The sequence below is a fragment of the Pseudoalteromonas sp. UBA2102 genome, assembly GCF_002331165.1.
In the GTDB taxonomy this organism is placed as follows: Bacteria; Pseudomonadota; Gammaproteobacteria; order Enterobacterales; family Alteromonadaceae; genus Pseudoalteromonas; species Pseudoalteromonas atlantica.
This window is the reverse complement of sequence record NZ_DCYU01000001.1, coordinates 26,796-43,701: the sequence shown is the minus strand read 5'-3', so window position 1 is coordinate 43,701 and position 16,906 is coordinate 26,796. Positions and strand designations below refer to the sequence as shown.

Here is a 16,906-nt window from a genome sequence, read left to right as displayed (position 1 = left end):
TATTATGAGCTCTGGCAATAATCGCCGCTCTGCAGGCTGGGTAAGTAGAGCGCCTTGGTTGACAAACCTGCCAAAAATCAAAATTAAACTGTGTGCCCAACATCGCACTAATTTTATGCCACGTGCTTTGGAGCATGGCGCGCATATTTTCTGGCATGGGCTCTTGGCTGTCTGGAGCAAGCCCCCCTACTTTGTATTCTATAGTCAGCTGCGAAGCTAATGCGGCTTTTAGTTTTAACCACGTCGGTTTATATCCCCAGCACCAACTGCACATAGGGTCGTGTACATATATAAGTTTAGTTTGAGTCATAGTGTTCCTGTGTGATTTGATACAACTTTGTTACGCCCTTGCTCTTTAGCTAGGTACAGGTATTCATCTGCTTGTTTCAGTGCACGGCTGTAATGATCCACATTATCAACCTGTGCCACACCAATACTACAGGTAATAAATACCCGTTTATTATCGCTGGTTAAGATAGCTTGTTTTGCGACACATTGTCTAAAATCATCGGCTAATTTTGTAGCCACTGGGGCTGTCTCTTTAGGTAAAATCACCACAAACTCTTCGCCTCCATAACGGGCTTTAACTGCGGAGCTTGGAAATTGTGAATCAAGTAATTTGGTAAATTCTATCAACACTGTATCGCCAAAATCATGACCATAGGTGTCGTTTAGTCGTTTAAAATTATCTAAATCAAGTAATAAAATAGAAAACGGCAGGTAGTTTTCGGGCGTTTTAGCAGCTAATTTTAAAAAGTGAGCGGTAATGAAACGCCTGTTAGCGCCACCCGTTAACTGATCTGTATAGGCATCTTGCGTTTGCGCAAGGGTTATATCAGCAATTGCCAGGTGACTTTTATGCCTGAAATATTCACCTATAAACGAAAAAATAAACACCAGTGTAAAAGAGGCTAAAAACCGAGACTTTTCAATACCGCCATAGTTAACTTGCCCAAAATCAGGCCCGTATAAAATAACACTGCAGCACAGTAATAAGCCTAAGCCAAGCCTGCAGCCATGCTTTACACCTAAAGAGGCAAAACACACTACAGGGTAAAACATTAGCCAATAAAGCGCGGTATTTTCTTTTCCGCCGGTATACGTAAGGGCCACACACATAATAAACACTATACACATACTTATAAGTGCAACCATTTCCAGCTTGGCTGTTTTTATAAAATAAAAAGTGCCGCTAATAAGCGTAATATTAACCGCTATTAACGACGTGGTAAGAATAGGCGAATACACCGTGTAGTTAAACACCACCAACATAGAGATAACAATAATAGCAATGGCTATCATGGTGAATAGTGAAAATGCTTGGCGCTGTTTATCCGAGCTATACACCTTATCTATGTTAATAAGGCTTAACCAACTTTGTCCTGTAACCGATTTTTTTGGCATATTTTAAACTCTAAACTTTTGAACCATTTGCTCTAAATCACTAAATTGTTGTTTAAGTTTAGTACATTCATTGAGGGTGTTTTTTAAATTTTCTTGGCTTTGTACCGATAACTCACTCATGCTTGTAATGTCTGCGTCGAGCACTTTAACAAGGTCGTTTTGCTCAACAGTGGCATTGGCAACACTATGATTAGCACTGCTAATTTGTTTTATTGACTCTATTATTTGGCCCATTAACACGCTCACACCTTCAGCGTGCTCTACGCTTTTTTCACTGTCTTGAATGCTTGTTTTCATCAGCTCTACCGCTTGGTTTGAGCCTCTTTGTAGTTGCCCTACGGTATCTTCAATCTCTTGGGTTGATTGCTGAGTACGATGTGCTAATTGGCGTACCTCATCAGCCACAACAGCAAAACCGCGCCCAGCCTCGCCTGCTCTTGCAGCTTCAATTGCCGCATTTAATGCAAGTAAGTTGGTTTGCTCGCTCACACCTTTTATCACCTCAAGCACTTGCCCAATACTAATTGTATGCGCGTTAAGGCTATTAATAGTGTGTTGCGCTTGTTCCATATTGGCTGATAACTGATGAATACTATTAACGCTGTGCAATAAGGTTTGCTGGTTTTGTGTTGAATGCTCATCTGCATTTTTAGCTATTACAGAAGCGTCACTGGCGTTATTAGCAATAGCCATAGCCGATTGCGAAAAATTACTAACCGCCATGGCCACACTATCAGTACGTTTTGTTTGGTCATGGTGCATGGCTAGTGAAGAATGTGTTTGCGACACCACGCTGGCTATTACGCTATCGAGTTGTTCAGTCGTTAATTTAACGTGTTCAATAGAGTGCTGAATTTTTTCAATAAAAATGTTAAACGAGTGACTAATTTGGCCAAATTCATCATTGTTTTCAACCTTTAAACGTTTGGTTAAATCGCCTTCGCCTTTTGCAATATCTTCTAGTGCATCATTTAGGCGCGCCATAGGTTGCATTAAGTAACGCAGTAAAAATTGCATAAACACAATAATGGCCACAATTCCCACTAACATATAAATAAGCGCGTTAATACCAAAACGAGACACCTCTGCATAGGCTTGGTTTTTATCAATAACGACACCTAAATACCAGTCAACATTGTCTATGCCACGTATTTTAGTAAACGATATCAACTGCGGCTCACCCGCTATATCATATTGTGTAAATTCGCTATTAAGCGCGGTAGGTTGGCCAAATAATTCGGCGGTGTTTTTTAAATTAAGTTCGCTATTAGGATGGCTCAGCACTTGGCCATTTTTATCTACTAAAAAAGCATACCCTAACCCTAAAAAATCAATATCGTTAATTATTTCAGTTACTGTGTGCATGTCTATATCTGCACCCGCTACACCACTAAAGCGGCCATTGCTTTGAATGGGCACAACGGCAGATATAGTCAGCTCGTTGGTGGTTACATCAATATACGGGGTGGTAAATGCGGTATAGCTTTTATTTTCAACTAACTTATACCAAGGGCGCGAGGTGGCATCAAAATCAGAAGGTAATAAAATGCTTTGATCGTTAAGTATAAATAAACCACTTGGTTTACCTATATACGTATTTTTAAAGCCACCAGCGTATTTAGCAGTATTAAGCTGGGCAAGGGTTAACTGTTTTGGATCACTGTTTTTATGAGTTTGCGCAATCGATTTTACTATGGTGAGTTTAGCGTTAAGCCAGCTTGCAATGTTTTGTGAGGTAGATTCTGAATTTTGCTTAAGGACTAAATCGAGCTGCTGTTGCGTTTGGTTACGCATGGCGATGTAATTATTTATAGCAAATAAACCCAGTACAATAACCAGTACCATAGATGCTGCAATAGTCACTTTTGAGGTGAATTTAAGTGAGTTAAGCATGACTGCCCTTTTTTATTTTTTTGTTATTAATTATATTTTTAGCAAAAATTTAAAGGTATGTCGTCGTTAATGAGGTATATAAGCAGGTTATGTACTTAAAATAAGAATAAAGAACCACCTCTATTCACTATACAGTTGTAAAACCACTGCTTTTTAAAAAACAAACCCGCACTTGGAACGTTCCTATAAAATGCTAATAAAAAAGCGACTGAATACGTATTCAGTCGCTCTTTCATCGGGGGGGTATTTACCACTTTTTAGCTAAACGAACCACGTTTAAGCCATACCAAGCAATAAATACATAACACACTAGCGGAACAAAAAAGCTTTGCTGAATATTAACAACATCAGCAATGTAACCTTGTAATAACGGCACCAAGGCACCCCCTACTATTGCCAAACACAACCAGCCAGAGCCTTTACTGGTTAATGAGCCTAAGCGCTCTATCGCTACAGAAAATATAGTCGGGAACATAATTGAGTTAAATAAACCAATGGCCAGTACCGCGTACAGGGCTACATTGCCCTGCGTAAATATAGTCACAAGTAACAAGGCAATTACCATGCAGGCATTAAATGCCAATGCTTTAGATGGCGCTATTTTTTGTAGAGCAGCAGAGCCAATAAAGCGGCCAACCATTGCTCCGCCCCAATAGTAGCTGATCAGTGCAGCAGCAGCGTGCTCTTCAAGCCCAGCTATATGTGCTTCACCAAAAAAGTTAACTAAAAAACTACCTATAGCTACTTCACCACCGACATAACAAAATATAGCAAATACGCCCATTGTTAAATGAGGTGCCTGTGTTAGTGAGCGAGTTTCATTAACCGGGTTATTTTCTTCTTTATGGCCCTCTATTTCAGGAAGCTTAATAAAGGCAAATACGATAGCAATAATAAGTAAGGCCGCTGCTAACATTAAATAAGGTACTTTTACAGATTCAGCAGTAGCAGCACTTGCTGCTAATGTACCTGCGGTACCAAAAAACAGGATACCCCCAACATACGGGCCTACTGTTGTCCCTAAGGCATTAAGTGCTTGCGCTAAATTTAGCCTAGATGAGGCGGTTTTTTCTGGCCCTAAAGCAGCTACATACGGGTTCGCAGAAACCTGCAAAACAGTTACACCAGCAGCCAGTACAAATAAAGCACCTAAAAACAACCAGTATTCATGCACCACCACCGCAGGGTAGAACAACATACAGCCAATTGAGGCAACCACTAGGCCGGTTAGTATGCCTTTTTTATAACCTAATTGTTTAACCAAAATTCCAGCGGGAATAGAGACAATAAAATAGGCGCCAAAAAAGCAAAACTGTACGAGCATTGCTTCAAAGTAAGTTAGGTCAAAAACGCCTTTCAGACGAGGGATTAGTACGTCGTTTAAAACGGTAATAAAACCCCATAAAAAAAACAGTGTGGTCATTGCAGTCAGCGGTAACAGGTAATTTTTATTTTGTTGCTCTTTGACCGCAAATGATTGATTGGTATTTATTTCACTCACGTCATTTTCACTCCATTAACAAGTTGAAAATGATTTTACACGTTTGCGACACATTATAAGTACAAAATAATTGGAACGTTACAATTAATCACATTCATTTAATAAGGCCTGTTTCATCCTTTGGGTTTCGCCGCTATTTTTAAATTTGTATAAAGCAGTATTAATATCTTCTAATACAGTGAGCCAGTTTGGTGTTTTTTTACTTATCGCAAAATATAAAGGGTTATATTGAATTGCCTTGCTTTCTGGTTCAATAGCACTAAGTAGGGTCTGTTTTTCGCTATCGGGTAAAGCGGCATATTTTACCGAGTAAAGTAACACAGCGGGGTCGCCTATAATTAAATCTACACGCTTTGCCGCAAGTAACTTTACCAGCTGTAAATCATCAACGGCATTAATGATGATAAATTCGTTGTTATCCATCATGGCATCAAACTCAGGGGTATTTTGATACCCTCTTACAACACCAATACGCGAGCCTTTAAGCGACTTTAAATTGCCATTAAACCTGTCGGGCTCGCCTTTGCGTTTTAAAAAACCTATGTTACCGCCTTCAAACGAATTAGAAAGCCCTAAAAGCTTACGGCGTGTTTTACCTTCTATGTAATCAGATGGCGCGGTGTCTTCAATATAATACTCTGGCATTAACACATCGGCTTTACCTAGCTCTACAGAACGAACAGCTCTCGCCCAAGGAACAAACTCTATATAAGCACTATAACCAGCGCTATGTAGAATCGCCGTACTAAATTGATATACCCAGCCTTTGTTACACAGCTTATTACCTATGTAAGGCGGCCAGTCTAATGTAACCACATGAATTGTTTGATTGCTGTTTGGCGTGCTAAATAGGTAACCCGATTTATAGCGCTCACCTATTACAGTGTGACGAGTATCATCTTGCATGTAGGTCACAGGAACCTCAGCAAAACAATAAGATGAAAAGAGTATGAGGATTAAAAATAAACGCATAATTAAATTTCATTTACAATATGTTCCTAAAGTGTAGAACTTAGTACATAAAGTAAAAGAAATTTTAATTAAAATTACAGCAGTGGGTGCTTAAGCTTTTACCCACTTCATTTTATTATTGGTATCGCGAGAATTAATAATAGTTGAGTCACAGCTCTCTACCCCACCAAGTTTGGCTAAACGGTCGTAAAGTACCACATTGCAGGTGGCAGCAAGGTTCATACAACCAATTGTAGGCACGTAAACCACTTCATCGCACCATTTTAAAATCTCTTTTGGTACTGAGCCGTCTTCTGGCCCAAATACATAAAATGCGTTTTCAGGGTGTTTAAAATCAGGTAACGCCGTGGCGCCTTCAATCAGCTCAATAACCACAACCTTTGCGCCTTCAGGTTTTACACTGAGTAAGTTATCAGTGCCGGTAAGTGCAATACGTTCAACAACATTTTTAGTATCGGTATGAAACTTTTTAGCATTTAAGTAGCGACTACCGGTAAAAAATACTTGTTTAGCGTCATAGCAACCCGCGGCACGTAAAACGCCGCCAACATTTGTCGGGCTTTTTGGGTTAATTAAACCTATTACAGCCTTAAACTCGCTCATTAATCGCAATCCTTTGTTGGCCACTCAGCAATGTATAAATCAAAGTCATCGAGCTTTACGTCACAGTCTTTTACGGTTTTATCTTTAACAGAAATACCAAGCGCATGCATTTGGGTTTTGTCACCCTGATTTAATAGCGGATGCCAAGAAGCTAAACCTCGCCCCTCGTAGAGACGGCGATAACTACAGCTTTGCGGCATAAAAAAGATATCTTTAAGGTTGGCTTTGGTCAGTTTAACGCAAGAAGGGACCAGCGTTTGGCGGTTTTCGTACTCGCTACAACCACAGGTATTGTTATCAAGGTATTGGCAAACAATGTTGGTGAAAATAAGCTCTTCACCTTCACGTAGTTGATCGGTGGCGGTAAATTCGTCTTCATCTTCACTATCAATAAAGGTATTTAAACAGCATTTTCCGCAACCATCACAAATCGCTTCCCATTCGTTTTGGTTCATATCGGCTAAGATTTTTTTAAGCCAAAACTGTGTATTTGCTAACTCTTGATCAAACATAATTTACTCGCGCCCCTAAAGAGCGCGCATTCTAACGTATTGCTACAGCGTGCGCAAAGCCCGTGCCTTTATTTGTACGGGCTTTGCGCATTTTGCTATTTACTGGCAGCAACCCAACGTTTAATTTTTTCCTCTAAAATAGGCATCGGCAAGGCGCCATCAATCAATATTTGCGTATGAAACGCTTTAATATCAAACTTATCACCTAACTCTTTTTTAGAGTAGTCACGTAATTGTTGAATTTTAAATTGCCCCAATTTGTACGACAGTGCTTGGCCAGGCCATGCAATATAACGCTCAACTTCTGCTATCACATCGCTTTTAGCCATTGACGAATTTGCCAGCATGTAATCGATACCTTGCTGTCGAGTCCAGCCTTTTGCATGAAAGCCTGTATCAAGCACTAAGCGCATTGCTCTAAGTTGCTCATCGGCCAAACGCCCGTACCACATATAAGGGTCGGCAAATAAGCCCAGCTCTTTTCCTAAGCTTTCTGCGTACAAAGCCCAGCCCTCTGCAAATACCGTGTAGCCACCAAATTTTCTAAAATCTGGTAGGCCATTAATTTCTTGCTGTAAAGCAATTTGAAAGTGATGGCCTGGCGCGGCTTCGTGTATAGAGAGCGTTTCTAATAAAAATTTTGGCTGCGCTTTAAGGTTATAAGTATTGATGTAAAAAATACCTGGTCGAGAGCCATCAGGTGCCGGCGCTGCATAAGATGCACCCGCTGCAGATTGGGCTCGGTAAGGTTCAACCGCTTTTACAACATAAGGGGCTTTAGGCGCAACATCGAACAGTAAAGGTACGCGCGCATCTATTTTTTGTTTTATATCTTCATACGCTGCAATTAATGCCTCTGGCGTATCGTAATAAAATTGGTCCGAATCACGTAAGTGCTGAAAAAATTCATCCAAAGTGCCGTTAAAACCTACCTCGTGTTTTACTTTTTTCATCTGACTTAAAATACGCGAAACTTCACTTAAACCAATCTCATGTATTTCATCTGCAGAAAGGCTCAACGTGGTATTTTTTTTAATTTGATATTCATACCAAGCTTTACCATTAGGCAAGTTGCTATAGCCTACCGTTTCTCGGCTTTGAGGAATGTATTGATTGGCTAAAAAGTCGCTCATACTTTTATATGCAGGCACTAATTGCTGCATAATAAGTGCTTTATATTGCGCCGTTATTTGCTGCTTTTGCTGTGTAGTAAATGAGGCTGGTAAGTTTTTAATTGGCCCCCAAAATAACGAATCCTCTGCATTTTTAACTACATGCGCGGCAAATTGTGGCTGAAGCTTTTTAGCTAATGGTTTTGGTAAGGTAATGCCCGCTTTGATCCCCTTCGCCATCGCGCGCTCTACACTGCTGAGCCAGGAAATAAAGCCTTCGCTTCGTTTTATAAAATTATTGTAATCTTCTACGGTATTAAATGGCTGCGCACTTTGCCCCGAGCCAAAACCTGCAAAGGTATTATGCGCTCCCGCCATTTGGTTAATAGGCAGCATATAGCTTGGAAATTGCATTCCCTCTAAATTAAGTGCTAGGTCTCTTTGTAATATTTCATAGCTGAGTAACGCTTGCCCTGTTAACTGCGACTTATCAATAAGTGTTAAACGTTGTTGATACTTTTTGTAAAACGCGGCTTTTTTTGCCCTATTCTTTTGGGTAATAGCGGGGGTAAACTTATCATTAAATTCACTGCGACCACTATAAGTTGCATTAATAGGTTTAAAGCTGAGTAACTCGTTGTAGTACTGTGCTACAAGTACATCTAATTGCTGCTCATAAGAGAGCTCTGAAACAATAGCTGCAGGTGCGCTTGACGTGTTTAGCTGTGCACTATTGCCAGTGTTATTACTGGTTTGTATGTTCATACAGCCACTTAAAGCAAACATAACGCCACTGGCAACTAAGGCTAATTTAATTGATTTCATGGTAATCCTTTTTAGTATCGTCAGTCGATTATGCGCATTTAACCTGCGTTAATAAAGAAATTACGATAAGTGGCGATTAACCTATTATATTTACACTTTTATATTAGGTTGTTACATTTCAATTAATTAAAACGCCACCAGAAGAAAAAACAATGAATAAAAAGCTACTCAGCGCCTCCGTTGCACTTATGTGTTTAGGAAGCTTTAACGCGCAAGCCCTTACTTATATATCTGCTAAAGCCATGGTAGATGTTCAAACAGGCGAGGTTATTCAATCGCCGCTGATCACCATTGATAATGGGGTGATCACAGATGTTACACAAAACAAAAAGCCGAGCATGAGCAAAAACGATCAGCATATTGATTTACCCGAGCTCACTTTAATGCCGGGCCTTATGGATATGCATGTACATTTGACCAGCGACCCTACGGTATCTCGAAGTGAGCGTTTAAGTCAGTCGGTACCGCGCATGGCCATTAAAGCCGCGCACTTTGCTAAAAAAACATTGCTTGCTGGTTTTACTACCCTCAGAAATGTAGGAGCCGAGGGCTATAGCGTGATTGCAGTGCGTGATGGTATTAACGCCGGAGATATTGTAGGCCCGCGTATTTGGGCAGCTGGCCCTTCGCTTGGGATCACAGGCGGACATTGCGATAATAACCGTTTACCACCAGAGCTAAAATACACTTCAACAGGGGTAGCCGATGGCCCATGGGCTGCACGTGTAAAAGTACGAGAAAACATAAAGTATGGCGCTAATGCCATTAAGTTTTGCGCCACGGGGGGCGTTTTTTCTAAAGGTACAAAAGTGGGTGTACAGCAGTATTCATTTGAAGAAATGAAAGCAATTGTAGATGAAGCCCACATGCGTGATTTACCTGTAGCCGCTCACGCACATGGCACAAGTGGTATTAAAACAGCTATAAAAGCCGGCGTAGATAGTATTGAACATGCCAGCTTTTTAGATGATGAAGCCATCGCACTTGCTAAAAAACATGGCACGTGGTTATCAATGGACATTTATAATACAGAATACACACTGAGCTATGGTGAGCAAAATGGGGTAGATGAAGAAAACCTCAATAAAGAACGTCAAGTGTCTAAAAAGCAGCGCGACAGCTTTAACCGCGCAGTAAAAGCCGGTGTAAATATGGTATTTGGTACCGATGCTGCTATTTACCCTCATGGCGATAACGCCAAACAATTTAACCGTATGGTTAAATTTGGCATGAGCGAACTACAAGCAATACAGGCTGCCACCATTAACAGTGCAAAGCTATTAAAAATGGATAGTAAACTGGGTCAGCTAAAAACAGGGTTTGCAGCCGACATTATTGCTGTAAAAGGTAATCCACTTAAAAATATCTCTGTGCTTGAGCGCATTCCTTTTGTTATGAAAGCAGGCGTTGTTTATAAAAAATAGTCATTAATTAATGTATTATTTTACAAAAGCATGAAAGCTTACACTTTCATGCTTTTTTATTTACCGCATTAATTTAACCTTAAATTTGCTTTTTAGAACAACAACTCACCTACTACGCAATTATTTTCACTTTTTTAGAATTTTTTATTCACTTAACGAATAATAACTATTACTATTCGCACACTTTATGGAATGCGAATAATTATCAATATGAAAAAGTTCAAATACTCTCTTGTTACACTTGCGTGTTTAAACGCATCATTAGCGGTTGCTGCAACAACGGCTGAAAAAGACATTGAGCGCATCAGCGTTTACGAAAAGCAAAACCAAGTAGTAATGAGCTCAGGCCTTGCAACTAAATCAGACATGTCGTTAATGGAAACACCGGCACCGGTTGTTATTATTGACCGTGAACTTATAGAGTCACAAGGTGTAGACAGCCTACAAGAGCTTGTACGTAATGCAAGTGGTTTAACTCAAGCTGGTAATAACTACGGTATAGGCGACAATTTAGTCATTCGTGGTCTTGATGCTAATTACACTTACGATGGTATGTATGGCGGTGCAGGCTTAGGTAATACATTTAACCCAACTCGTTCACTCACTAATGTTGAGTCGGTTGAAGTACTTAAAGGCCCTGCTACCGGTTTATATGGTATAGGCAGTGCTGGTGGTGTTATAAATCTGATAGAAAAAAAACCTGAGTTTGAAGAAAAACATAAAATATCTGCCGAGCTTGGCCAGTGGGATAGTTATTCACTTGCCTTTGATAGCACCAATGCGATTACCGATGACCTAGCGTATCGCGTAATGGCTAAAACAGCCTCAAGCGATGGCTTTCGTGATTTAAAAGAAGACCGCGACGAAATTTATACCTCGCTTAAATACATACTAAGTGACAAGCAAGATATCATGCTCTCTGCTGCCTATATTAAAGACTCAATTGCAGTAGATTCTATTGGCCACCCTATTCGAATTTATAATGCAGAAACCGCCAATGGTTTAACTGCAGGTGAAGTAACTGGCGCAGATTTAGTAAATGACCCATCTGGTAATGGTGTTCAATTAACTGCGGCTCAACAAACACAATTGGCAGATTCGCTTTCATCAACCGATGGCCTTACCCCGTATGATTTTGGTACTAACGGTATTATCTCTCCTATGGCGGATGATAATGAAGGTGAAGAGCTTCGCTTTAAGCTAACCCATAATTACTTTATTACAGATGATTTATTTTTAAATCAGCAGTTACAGTACCGTAACTACACATCAAGCTTTGCTCGTCAAACTGGTGCGTTTAATTATGTGTATTCAACACGCGATGGCATTATAAATAACGACCCGCGTGCCCCGTTAGTTGAAGAAGGTGTGCTTTACCCGTTTGCAGCGCGACGCCAAGAATACCGCCAAGTAGAAGCTGATGAAAAGTCATGGCAGTATTTCTTAGATTTACGCTATGACTTTATGTTAGGCGACGTGGATAACGAATTACTTGTTAATGCAAACTACGAAGACAGAGACATTCGCTTTAAACAGTATTCTATTTACGATGCAGACAAAGTTATTTACGACAGCGAAGGAAATGTACTGTATCAAGGCACGCTGCCATATATTTATGATATGCGCTCGCCAAATTGGCCAACAGGTAGTTTTGATGACTACGACCCGCTAAAAACCAGTGACTACAATAAAAAAGTACAAGCGTGGGGCTTAGGTATTCAGCACGTAGGCTATATTACTGAGCAGCTTACAACTCGAGTTGGTGTTGCTTATAATCGCATTAAGCAAACATATGAGCACTATGGTGTAGATGAGCGTTATAGCTCAAGCCGCGCTGAGCCAACGCCTGAAGCAAACACATCAGACAGTGGCTTAACTTATAACTTAGGCGCAACCTATCAACCCACTGAAAACTTTTCCGTGTTTATTAACCACGCTAAAGGCCGTACTGCCTACAGTGTATTAGGCTCAGTAGCAGGTACAGAGGCCGACCGTGAAGACTCTGAGTCTATCAGTAACGATTTAGGCTTTAGATTTAAAGCATTTGATGATCAGCTTTTAGCATCACTGGTGGTATTTGAAAGCGCGCGTACAAACCTTGAATACACAAACCCACTGTATGAAGCAGGTGTGTCTGAGCCTGATGTAGTAGAGAGCTACTACGATGGTGAAGAGCAAACCAAAGGCGTTGAACTCGATTTAAATGCGCACTTAAACGAGCAATGGAAAGTAAATGTAAACGGCGTATACCAAGATGCCCGCGATAAATCTAATCCAAATAGCAGCAGTTACGATACACGCCAAAAAGGCGTACCGTATGTAACGGCAAGTACGTGGGTTACCTACTACGCAGATATGTTTAACCTACCTGAGGCTGTTAACATAAGTGGCGGTATTACCTTTGTTGATAACAGAAGCACTAACTCTAGCTCGTTTAGTATTCCTGATGGCTATGTACCAAGCTATACGGTGTACGACGCAGCAGTTTCGTACACCACTGATAAGTGGCACATGCAGCTTAATTTAAACAATTTGTTTAATAAAAAGTACTACTCTAAAGCCATGTTTTTAGGTGGTATGCCAGGCGAAGAGCGCAACGCTAAGCTCAGCTTTAGCTACACACTTTAACCCTGCCTAAGCAATTAATTTACTCCTACTAAAAGTAGGAGTAAATTAAACCTAATCTTGATTTAATACTCTACAAAAGATACCAGGCTAAACGTTGCTATAATTTATAAGCGTGCTAGCATTACTTTCTGAATTTACTGAAACTTAAAAAGCTATGAGTCTATCTGAAAAAAACTTAGCCTTTGTTATGCACTGTGGTGAAATGGGCAGCCGTTGGGGTTTCAATCGTACGATTGGCCAAATGTGCGGTTTGCTGATCATCACCAAAGAGCCCATGACCGCAAATGAGATTGCCGACGCGCTAAGTATCTCGCGTGGCAATGTAAGCATGGGAATTAAAGAGCTCCAGTCATGGCAATTAATTAAAGTGCATCATATCCCTGGTGATCGTAAAGAATATTACGCCCCAGCGGGTGAAATTTGGGATATGGCTAATCGCGTATTTGAAGAGCGTAAAAAGCGTGAAATAGATCCTACCCTAAGTTTGCTGCGTGATAACCTTTTAGACGAAGCAAACAACGAAGAAGAGCGCTATGCACAAAAGCAAATGGGCGAAATCCACAACTTACTCGAAACGGTTACTAAGTGGTCTTCAGAATTACAACGCTTAAGCCCAGAGCAACTTAATAAGTTAATGAAGCTTGGTTCAGGAATTGGCAAGGTTATCGATTTAAAAGATAAAATATTTAAAAAAGAACATGATTAAACAAATAAAAAAGCCGCATAGCGGCTTTTTTTTATTATACAACAGCGTATAAATTATATTTTTGGATACCCAATTCTATCTGATAGATAGCCCACGCTGGTGGCAAAGTAATATGAGCGGTTCCAGTGCATAAACACTTTGTAATTATCGTACGCTAAGTACATACGCCCATTAATGTCATCTGGCATTACCAGTGCAGCGCGTACATCAACATTAGGTAAGTCAGAGCCGTCAGCTTTACGCACACCCAGAGCCTGCCAGTCTGCAAGCGAGCGCTCTGAGTCGTTCCAATATTCTAACCACTGCTTACGTGTTTTAGTGCCACGTTTTAGCACGTATTTACTGTCAAAATTTTCAGGTAATTTTACCTGGCGACCCCAAGTTAGTGAGTCATTCCAACCTTCTTGTTTTAAATAATTGGCAATCGATGCAAATGCATCCTCTTTTGTGGTCCAAATATCTTTACGGCCGTCGTTATTGTAATCAACAGCGTAGGCGTTAAATGAGGTAGGCATAAACTGAGTTTGCCCCATTGCACCAGCCCAAGAGCCTTTAAATTTATCAAGCGAAATATGGCCTGACTTTAAAATATCTAATGCTGCCCAAAGCTGGCGCTTATAAAGTGCTTCACGACGACCATCAAAGGCAAGCGTCACTAGCGATGAAATAACATTATGGCCACCTTGTATTGTGCCAAAGTTACTTTCAAGGCCCCATAATGCCACTATAAAGCGTGCTTGTACGCCAAACTCTTTTGCAACTTGTTCAAGTACATCTTTATTTTCTGCGTAGAGTTTACGTGCACGATCAATTTTCCATTGCGGTACACGTTTTGGTAAGTAGGTTTCGAGAGTTTCTTTAACCTCTGGCTGGTTTTTATCAGCCGATACAACTTTTTCTTTGTATGAGGCAGTCGCAAATGCATCATCTATTAACTTGCTATCGTACCCTTTAGCAATGGCCTCTTGTTTTAAGTCACTTAAATAAGTTTGAAATTCGGCCTGCGTTTTAGCAACTACAGAGCCACTTAAACACACTGAGCATAAAATTACGGCTAACTTTTTAATCACTATCAACTCCGTTTTCTTTTCGTAATTGGCTAAGTAAATTTTCTTCCGGCGGTGGAATTTGCAAATAGTAACCCTTGTCTGGGTCAGCTAAGGCAGCTTTTACTGTTTCAAGGTCGGAACCACCTAAATGATCACGCTTTGCTAAATTGATAATCATTACATAAATAGGTTGACCAAACATAGCCAGTAAAGGTTCAGGCACTTTACTAAAATCATCTCTTTTTTCAACAAATAAGAAGGTATCCGCTTTTTTCTTACTTTTATATACCGCAGTGAGCATAATGGCCCTATTTAATCTTGCTTAACATTGCCGCACACTATAACATGAGAGTAATAATAAGTTAGAAAAATTAGATTAGAAATTTCATTAAAGGCCTTATTCAGCCTACGTTTATCTAAAATTAATTTCTAATCAGACAAATCAATTGAGCGTGTATGTCGGAACAAATTTTTGAGCTAAAAGGGAACCTTTTCACGTTGTCAGTATTGCATCTTTATAGCACTGATATCGCCCTTCTAGCAGAACAGTTGTATGTAAAAATAGCCCAAGCTCCTCGTTTTTTTGAAGGAGCGCCTATTGTTGTTAATTTAGAAGAAATTAAAAACAGCTCACTTGATTTTGTACATTTAAAATCTCTCATTGAGCGTATGAGCTTTAATGCTGTAGGTGTTTGTAATGGCTCAGATGAGCAACACACGCAAGCTAAAGCCGCTGGCCTTTCTGTACTAAATTACTCGCAAGATGCTAAAAGTGCACCCGTTAAACAAGAGGCGCCTAATACCTCTATTGTTGAAAAAAACGTGTACCTACCTGCGCAAGTAATTAATGGCACGGTACGCTCAGGGCAGCAAGTTTATGCAAAAGACAGAGACTTAATTGTACTTGGTGCAGTTAGCCATGGTGCAGAAGTAATAGCCGATGGTAATGTGCATATTTATGGCACCTTACGCGGGCGTGCTATTGCAGGTGCAAAAGGGATTAAAGACGCCTGCATTTATTGCCAAAAGCTCGAAGCCGAATTGGTTTCAATTGATGGCAATTACTGGATCAGCGACTCATTACAAGGTGAGCACTGGGGCAATGCAGTACAAATACAACAAAAAAACGAATCATTAGAAATTTCAGCTTTGGTTAAAGGATAAATCTCATGGCAAAAGTAATTGTCGTTACCTCTGGTAAAGGCGGTGTTGGTAAAACAACATCAAGTGCTGCAATAGGCACCGGTTTAGCTTTAAAAGGCTATAAAACAGTTATTATCGATTTTGATATTGGCTTACGTAATCTAGATTTAATTATGGGGTGTGAGCGCCGCGTAGTATACGATTTTGTAAACGTAATAAACGGCGAAGCCAACCTAAATCAAGCGCTTATTAAAGATAAACGCGTTGAAAAATTATTTTTACTACCCGCATCACAAACACGTGATAAAGACGCCCTTACCCGCGAAGGCGTAGAGCGCGTTTTAAACGAACTAAAAGAAGACTTTGACTACATTGTGTGTGATTCACCTGCAGGTATTGAAGCCGGCGCAATGATGGCGATGTACTTTGCTGATGAAGCAATTGTAACAACAAACCCTGAAGTATCTTCGGTTCGAGATTCAGACAGAATTTTAGGTATTTTACACAGCAAATCGAAACGTGCTGAAGAAGGCCTAGAAAATATTAAAGAACACCTATTATTAACACGCTACAACCCTGAGCGAGTTGAAAAAGGTGAAATGTTATCGGTAGAAGATGTTAAAGATATTCTATCGATTCCTTTACTTGGTGTTATCCCTGAGTCGCAAGCGGTATTAAGTGCGTCTAATTCAGGCCAACCAGTAATACTTGATGGTGATTCAGATGCAGGGCAAGCATACGCTGATGCAATCAATCGCTTACTCGGTGAAACAGTCGATTTTCGCTTCTTAGATGTTGAGAAAAAAGGCTTATTTAAACGGATTTTTGGAGGTTAATGTGTCTTTACTTGACTACTTCCGCTCAGAAAAGAAAAATAGCGCGTCATTAGCAAAAGAGCGATTGCAGATCATTGTCGCGCACGAGCGTTCGCAACGCGGAACACCGGATTACTTACCACAATTAAAACAAGATATTTTAGATGTGATCCGTAAGTACGTAAATGTAAACACTGATGCAGTGCAGGTACAGTTTGATCAAAACGAAGATGATTTAGCGGTACTTGAGCTCAACGTGACATTACCTGACGAAGAAAAAAAGTAGCACAACTAAAAGCGGCATTTTAAATGCCGCTTT

General features: G+C 40.3%; 15 protein-coding genes and 1 pseudogene. 6 read left to right on the top strand and 10 right to left on the bottom strand.

Annotation, left to right across the window (positions count from 1 at the left end):
- From B2R65_RS00185 to B2R65_RS00150, 8 genes and pseudogenes are all read right to left on the bottom strand, one after another.
- Positions 1-310, bottom strand: a pseudogene (locus B2R65_RS00185) (DsbA family protein); the annotation flags it as partial.
- Entirely contained in the window at positions 307-1,404 is a 1,098-nt protein-coding gene (locus tag B2R65_RS00180; RefSeq protein ID WP_286739930.1) for a GGDEF domain-containing protein, read from the bottom strand. The pseudogene B2R65_RS00185 and the gene B2R65_RS00180, both read right to left, overlap by 4 nt.
- Positions 1,405-1,407: 3 nt before the next feature.
- Positions 1,408-3,297 (bottom strand): methyl-accepting chemotaxis protein, encoded by a 1,890-nt coding sequence (locus B2R65_RS00175; RefSeq protein WP_286739928.1) that lies wholly within the window; start codon positions 3,295-3,297, stop codon positions 1,408-1,410.
- Between the two features lie 247 nt (positions 3,298-3,544).
- Positions 3,545-4,798: a sugar MFS transporter gene (locus tag B2R65_RS00170; RefSeq protein ID WP_055254170.1), complete on the bottom strand. Its 1,254-nt coding sequence runs from the start codon at positions 4,796-4,798 to the stop codon at positions 3,545-3,547.
- Positions 4,799-4,882: 84 nt separating this feature from the next.
- Positions 4,883-5,770 carry a substrate-binding periplasmic protein gene (locus tag B2R65_RS00165; RefSeq protein ID WP_273603512.1) on the bottom strand — a complete coding sequence of 296 codons (888 nt, stop codon included), beginning with the start codon at positions 5,768-5,770 and terminating at the stop codon, positions 4,883-4,885.
- A gap of 90 nt (positions 5,771-5,860) precedes the next feature.
- Positions 5,861-6,373: an RNA methyltransferase gene (locus B2R65_RS00160; protein ID WP_286739924.1), complete on the bottom strand. Its 513-nt coding sequence runs from the start codon at positions 6,371-6,373 to the stop codon at positions 5,861-5,863.
- Positions 6,373-6,885: a YcgN family cysteine cluster protein gene (locus B2R65_RS00155; protein ID WP_286739923.1), complete on the bottom strand. Its 513-nt coding sequence runs from the start codon at positions 6,883-6,885 to the stop codon at positions 6,373-6,375. The genes B2R65_RS00160 and B2R65_RS00155 overlap by 1 nt, the downstream gene beginning before the upstream one ends.
- 95 nt (positions 6,886-6,980) lie before the next feature.
- On the bottom strand, positions 6,981-8,822 hold the full coding sequence (locus B2R65_RS00150) for a DUF885 domain-containing protein (RefSeq protein WP_286739921.1): 1,842 nt from the start codon (positions 8,820-8,822) through the stop codon (positions 6,981-6,983).
- A 152-nt stretch (positions 8,823-8,974) separates the two neighbouring features.
- On the opposite strand from B2R65_RS00150, the gene B2R65_RS00145 reads away from it, so the two are divergent.
- The 3 genes from B2R65_RS00145 (at position 8,975) to B2R65_RS00135 (ending at position 13,580) form a co-directional block, all read left to right on the top strand.
- Entirely contained in the window at positions 8,975-10,246 is a 1,272-nt protein-coding gene (locus B2R65_RS00145) for a Xaa-Pro dipeptidase (RefSeq protein ID WP_286739919.1), read from the top strand.
- A 210-nt stretch (positions 10,247-10,456) separates the two neighbouring features.
- Positions 10,457-12,874 carry a TonB-dependent receptor gene (locus B2R65_RS00140; RefSeq protein ID WP_286739918.1) on the top strand — a complete coding sequence of 806 codons (2,418 nt, stop codon included), beginning with the start codon at positions 10,457-10,459 and terminating at the stop codon, positions 12,872-12,874.
- Between the two features lie 154 nt (positions 12,875-13,028).
- Positions 13,029-13,580, top strand: a complete 552-nt coding sequence (locus tag B2R65_RS00135) for a GbsR/MarR family transcriptional regulator (RefSeq protein WP_004586357.1) — start codon at positions 13,029-13,031, stop codon at positions 13,578-13,580.
- Between the two features lie 53 nt (positions 13,581-13,633).
- Here the strand turns inward: B2R65_RS00135 and B2R65_RS00130 are convergent, their stop codons facing one another.
- Entirely contained in the window at positions 13,634-14,650 is a 1,017-nt protein-coding gene (locus B2R65_RS00130; protein WP_286739916.1) for a lytic murein transglycosylase, read from the bottom strand.
- Complete coding sequence (locus B2R65_RS00125; RefSeq protein ID WP_286739915.1) at positions 14,643-14,930, bottom strand: YcgL domain-containing protein; 288 nt, start codon at positions 14,928-14,930, stop codon at positions 14,643-14,645. Before B2R65_RS00125 ends, B2R65_RS00130 begins: the two co-directional genes overlap by 8 nt.
- A gap of 155 nt (positions 14,931-15,085) precedes the next feature.
- Here B2R65_RS00125 and minC point away from each other — a divergent pair, with 155 nt between their 5' ends.
- From minC to minE, 3 genes are read left to right on the top strand one after another with little or no spacing between them, the layout of a single operon-like run.
- Positions 15,086-15,793 (top strand): septum site-determining protein MinC, encoded by a 708-nt coding sequence (gene minC, locus B2R65_RS00120; protein WP_004586360.1) that lies wholly within the window; start codon positions 15,086-15,088, stop codon positions 15,791-15,793.
- Between the two features lie 5 nt (positions 15,794-15,798).
- Positions 15,799-16,608 carry a septum site-determining protein MinD gene (gene minD, locus B2R65_RS00115; protein ID WP_024031716.1) on the top strand — a complete coding sequence of 270 codons (810 nt, stop codon included), beginning with the start codon at positions 15,799-15,801 and terminating at the stop codon, positions 16,606-16,608.
- A gap of 1 nt (position 16,609) precedes the next feature.
- Positions 16,610-16,873, top strand: a complete 264-nt coding sequence (gene minE, locus B2R65_RS00110; protein ID WP_004586362.1) for a cell division topological specificity factor MinE — start codon at positions 16,610-16,612, stop codon at positions 16,871-16,873.
- The last annotated feature ends 33 nt before the right edge of the window (positions 16,874-16,906 follow it).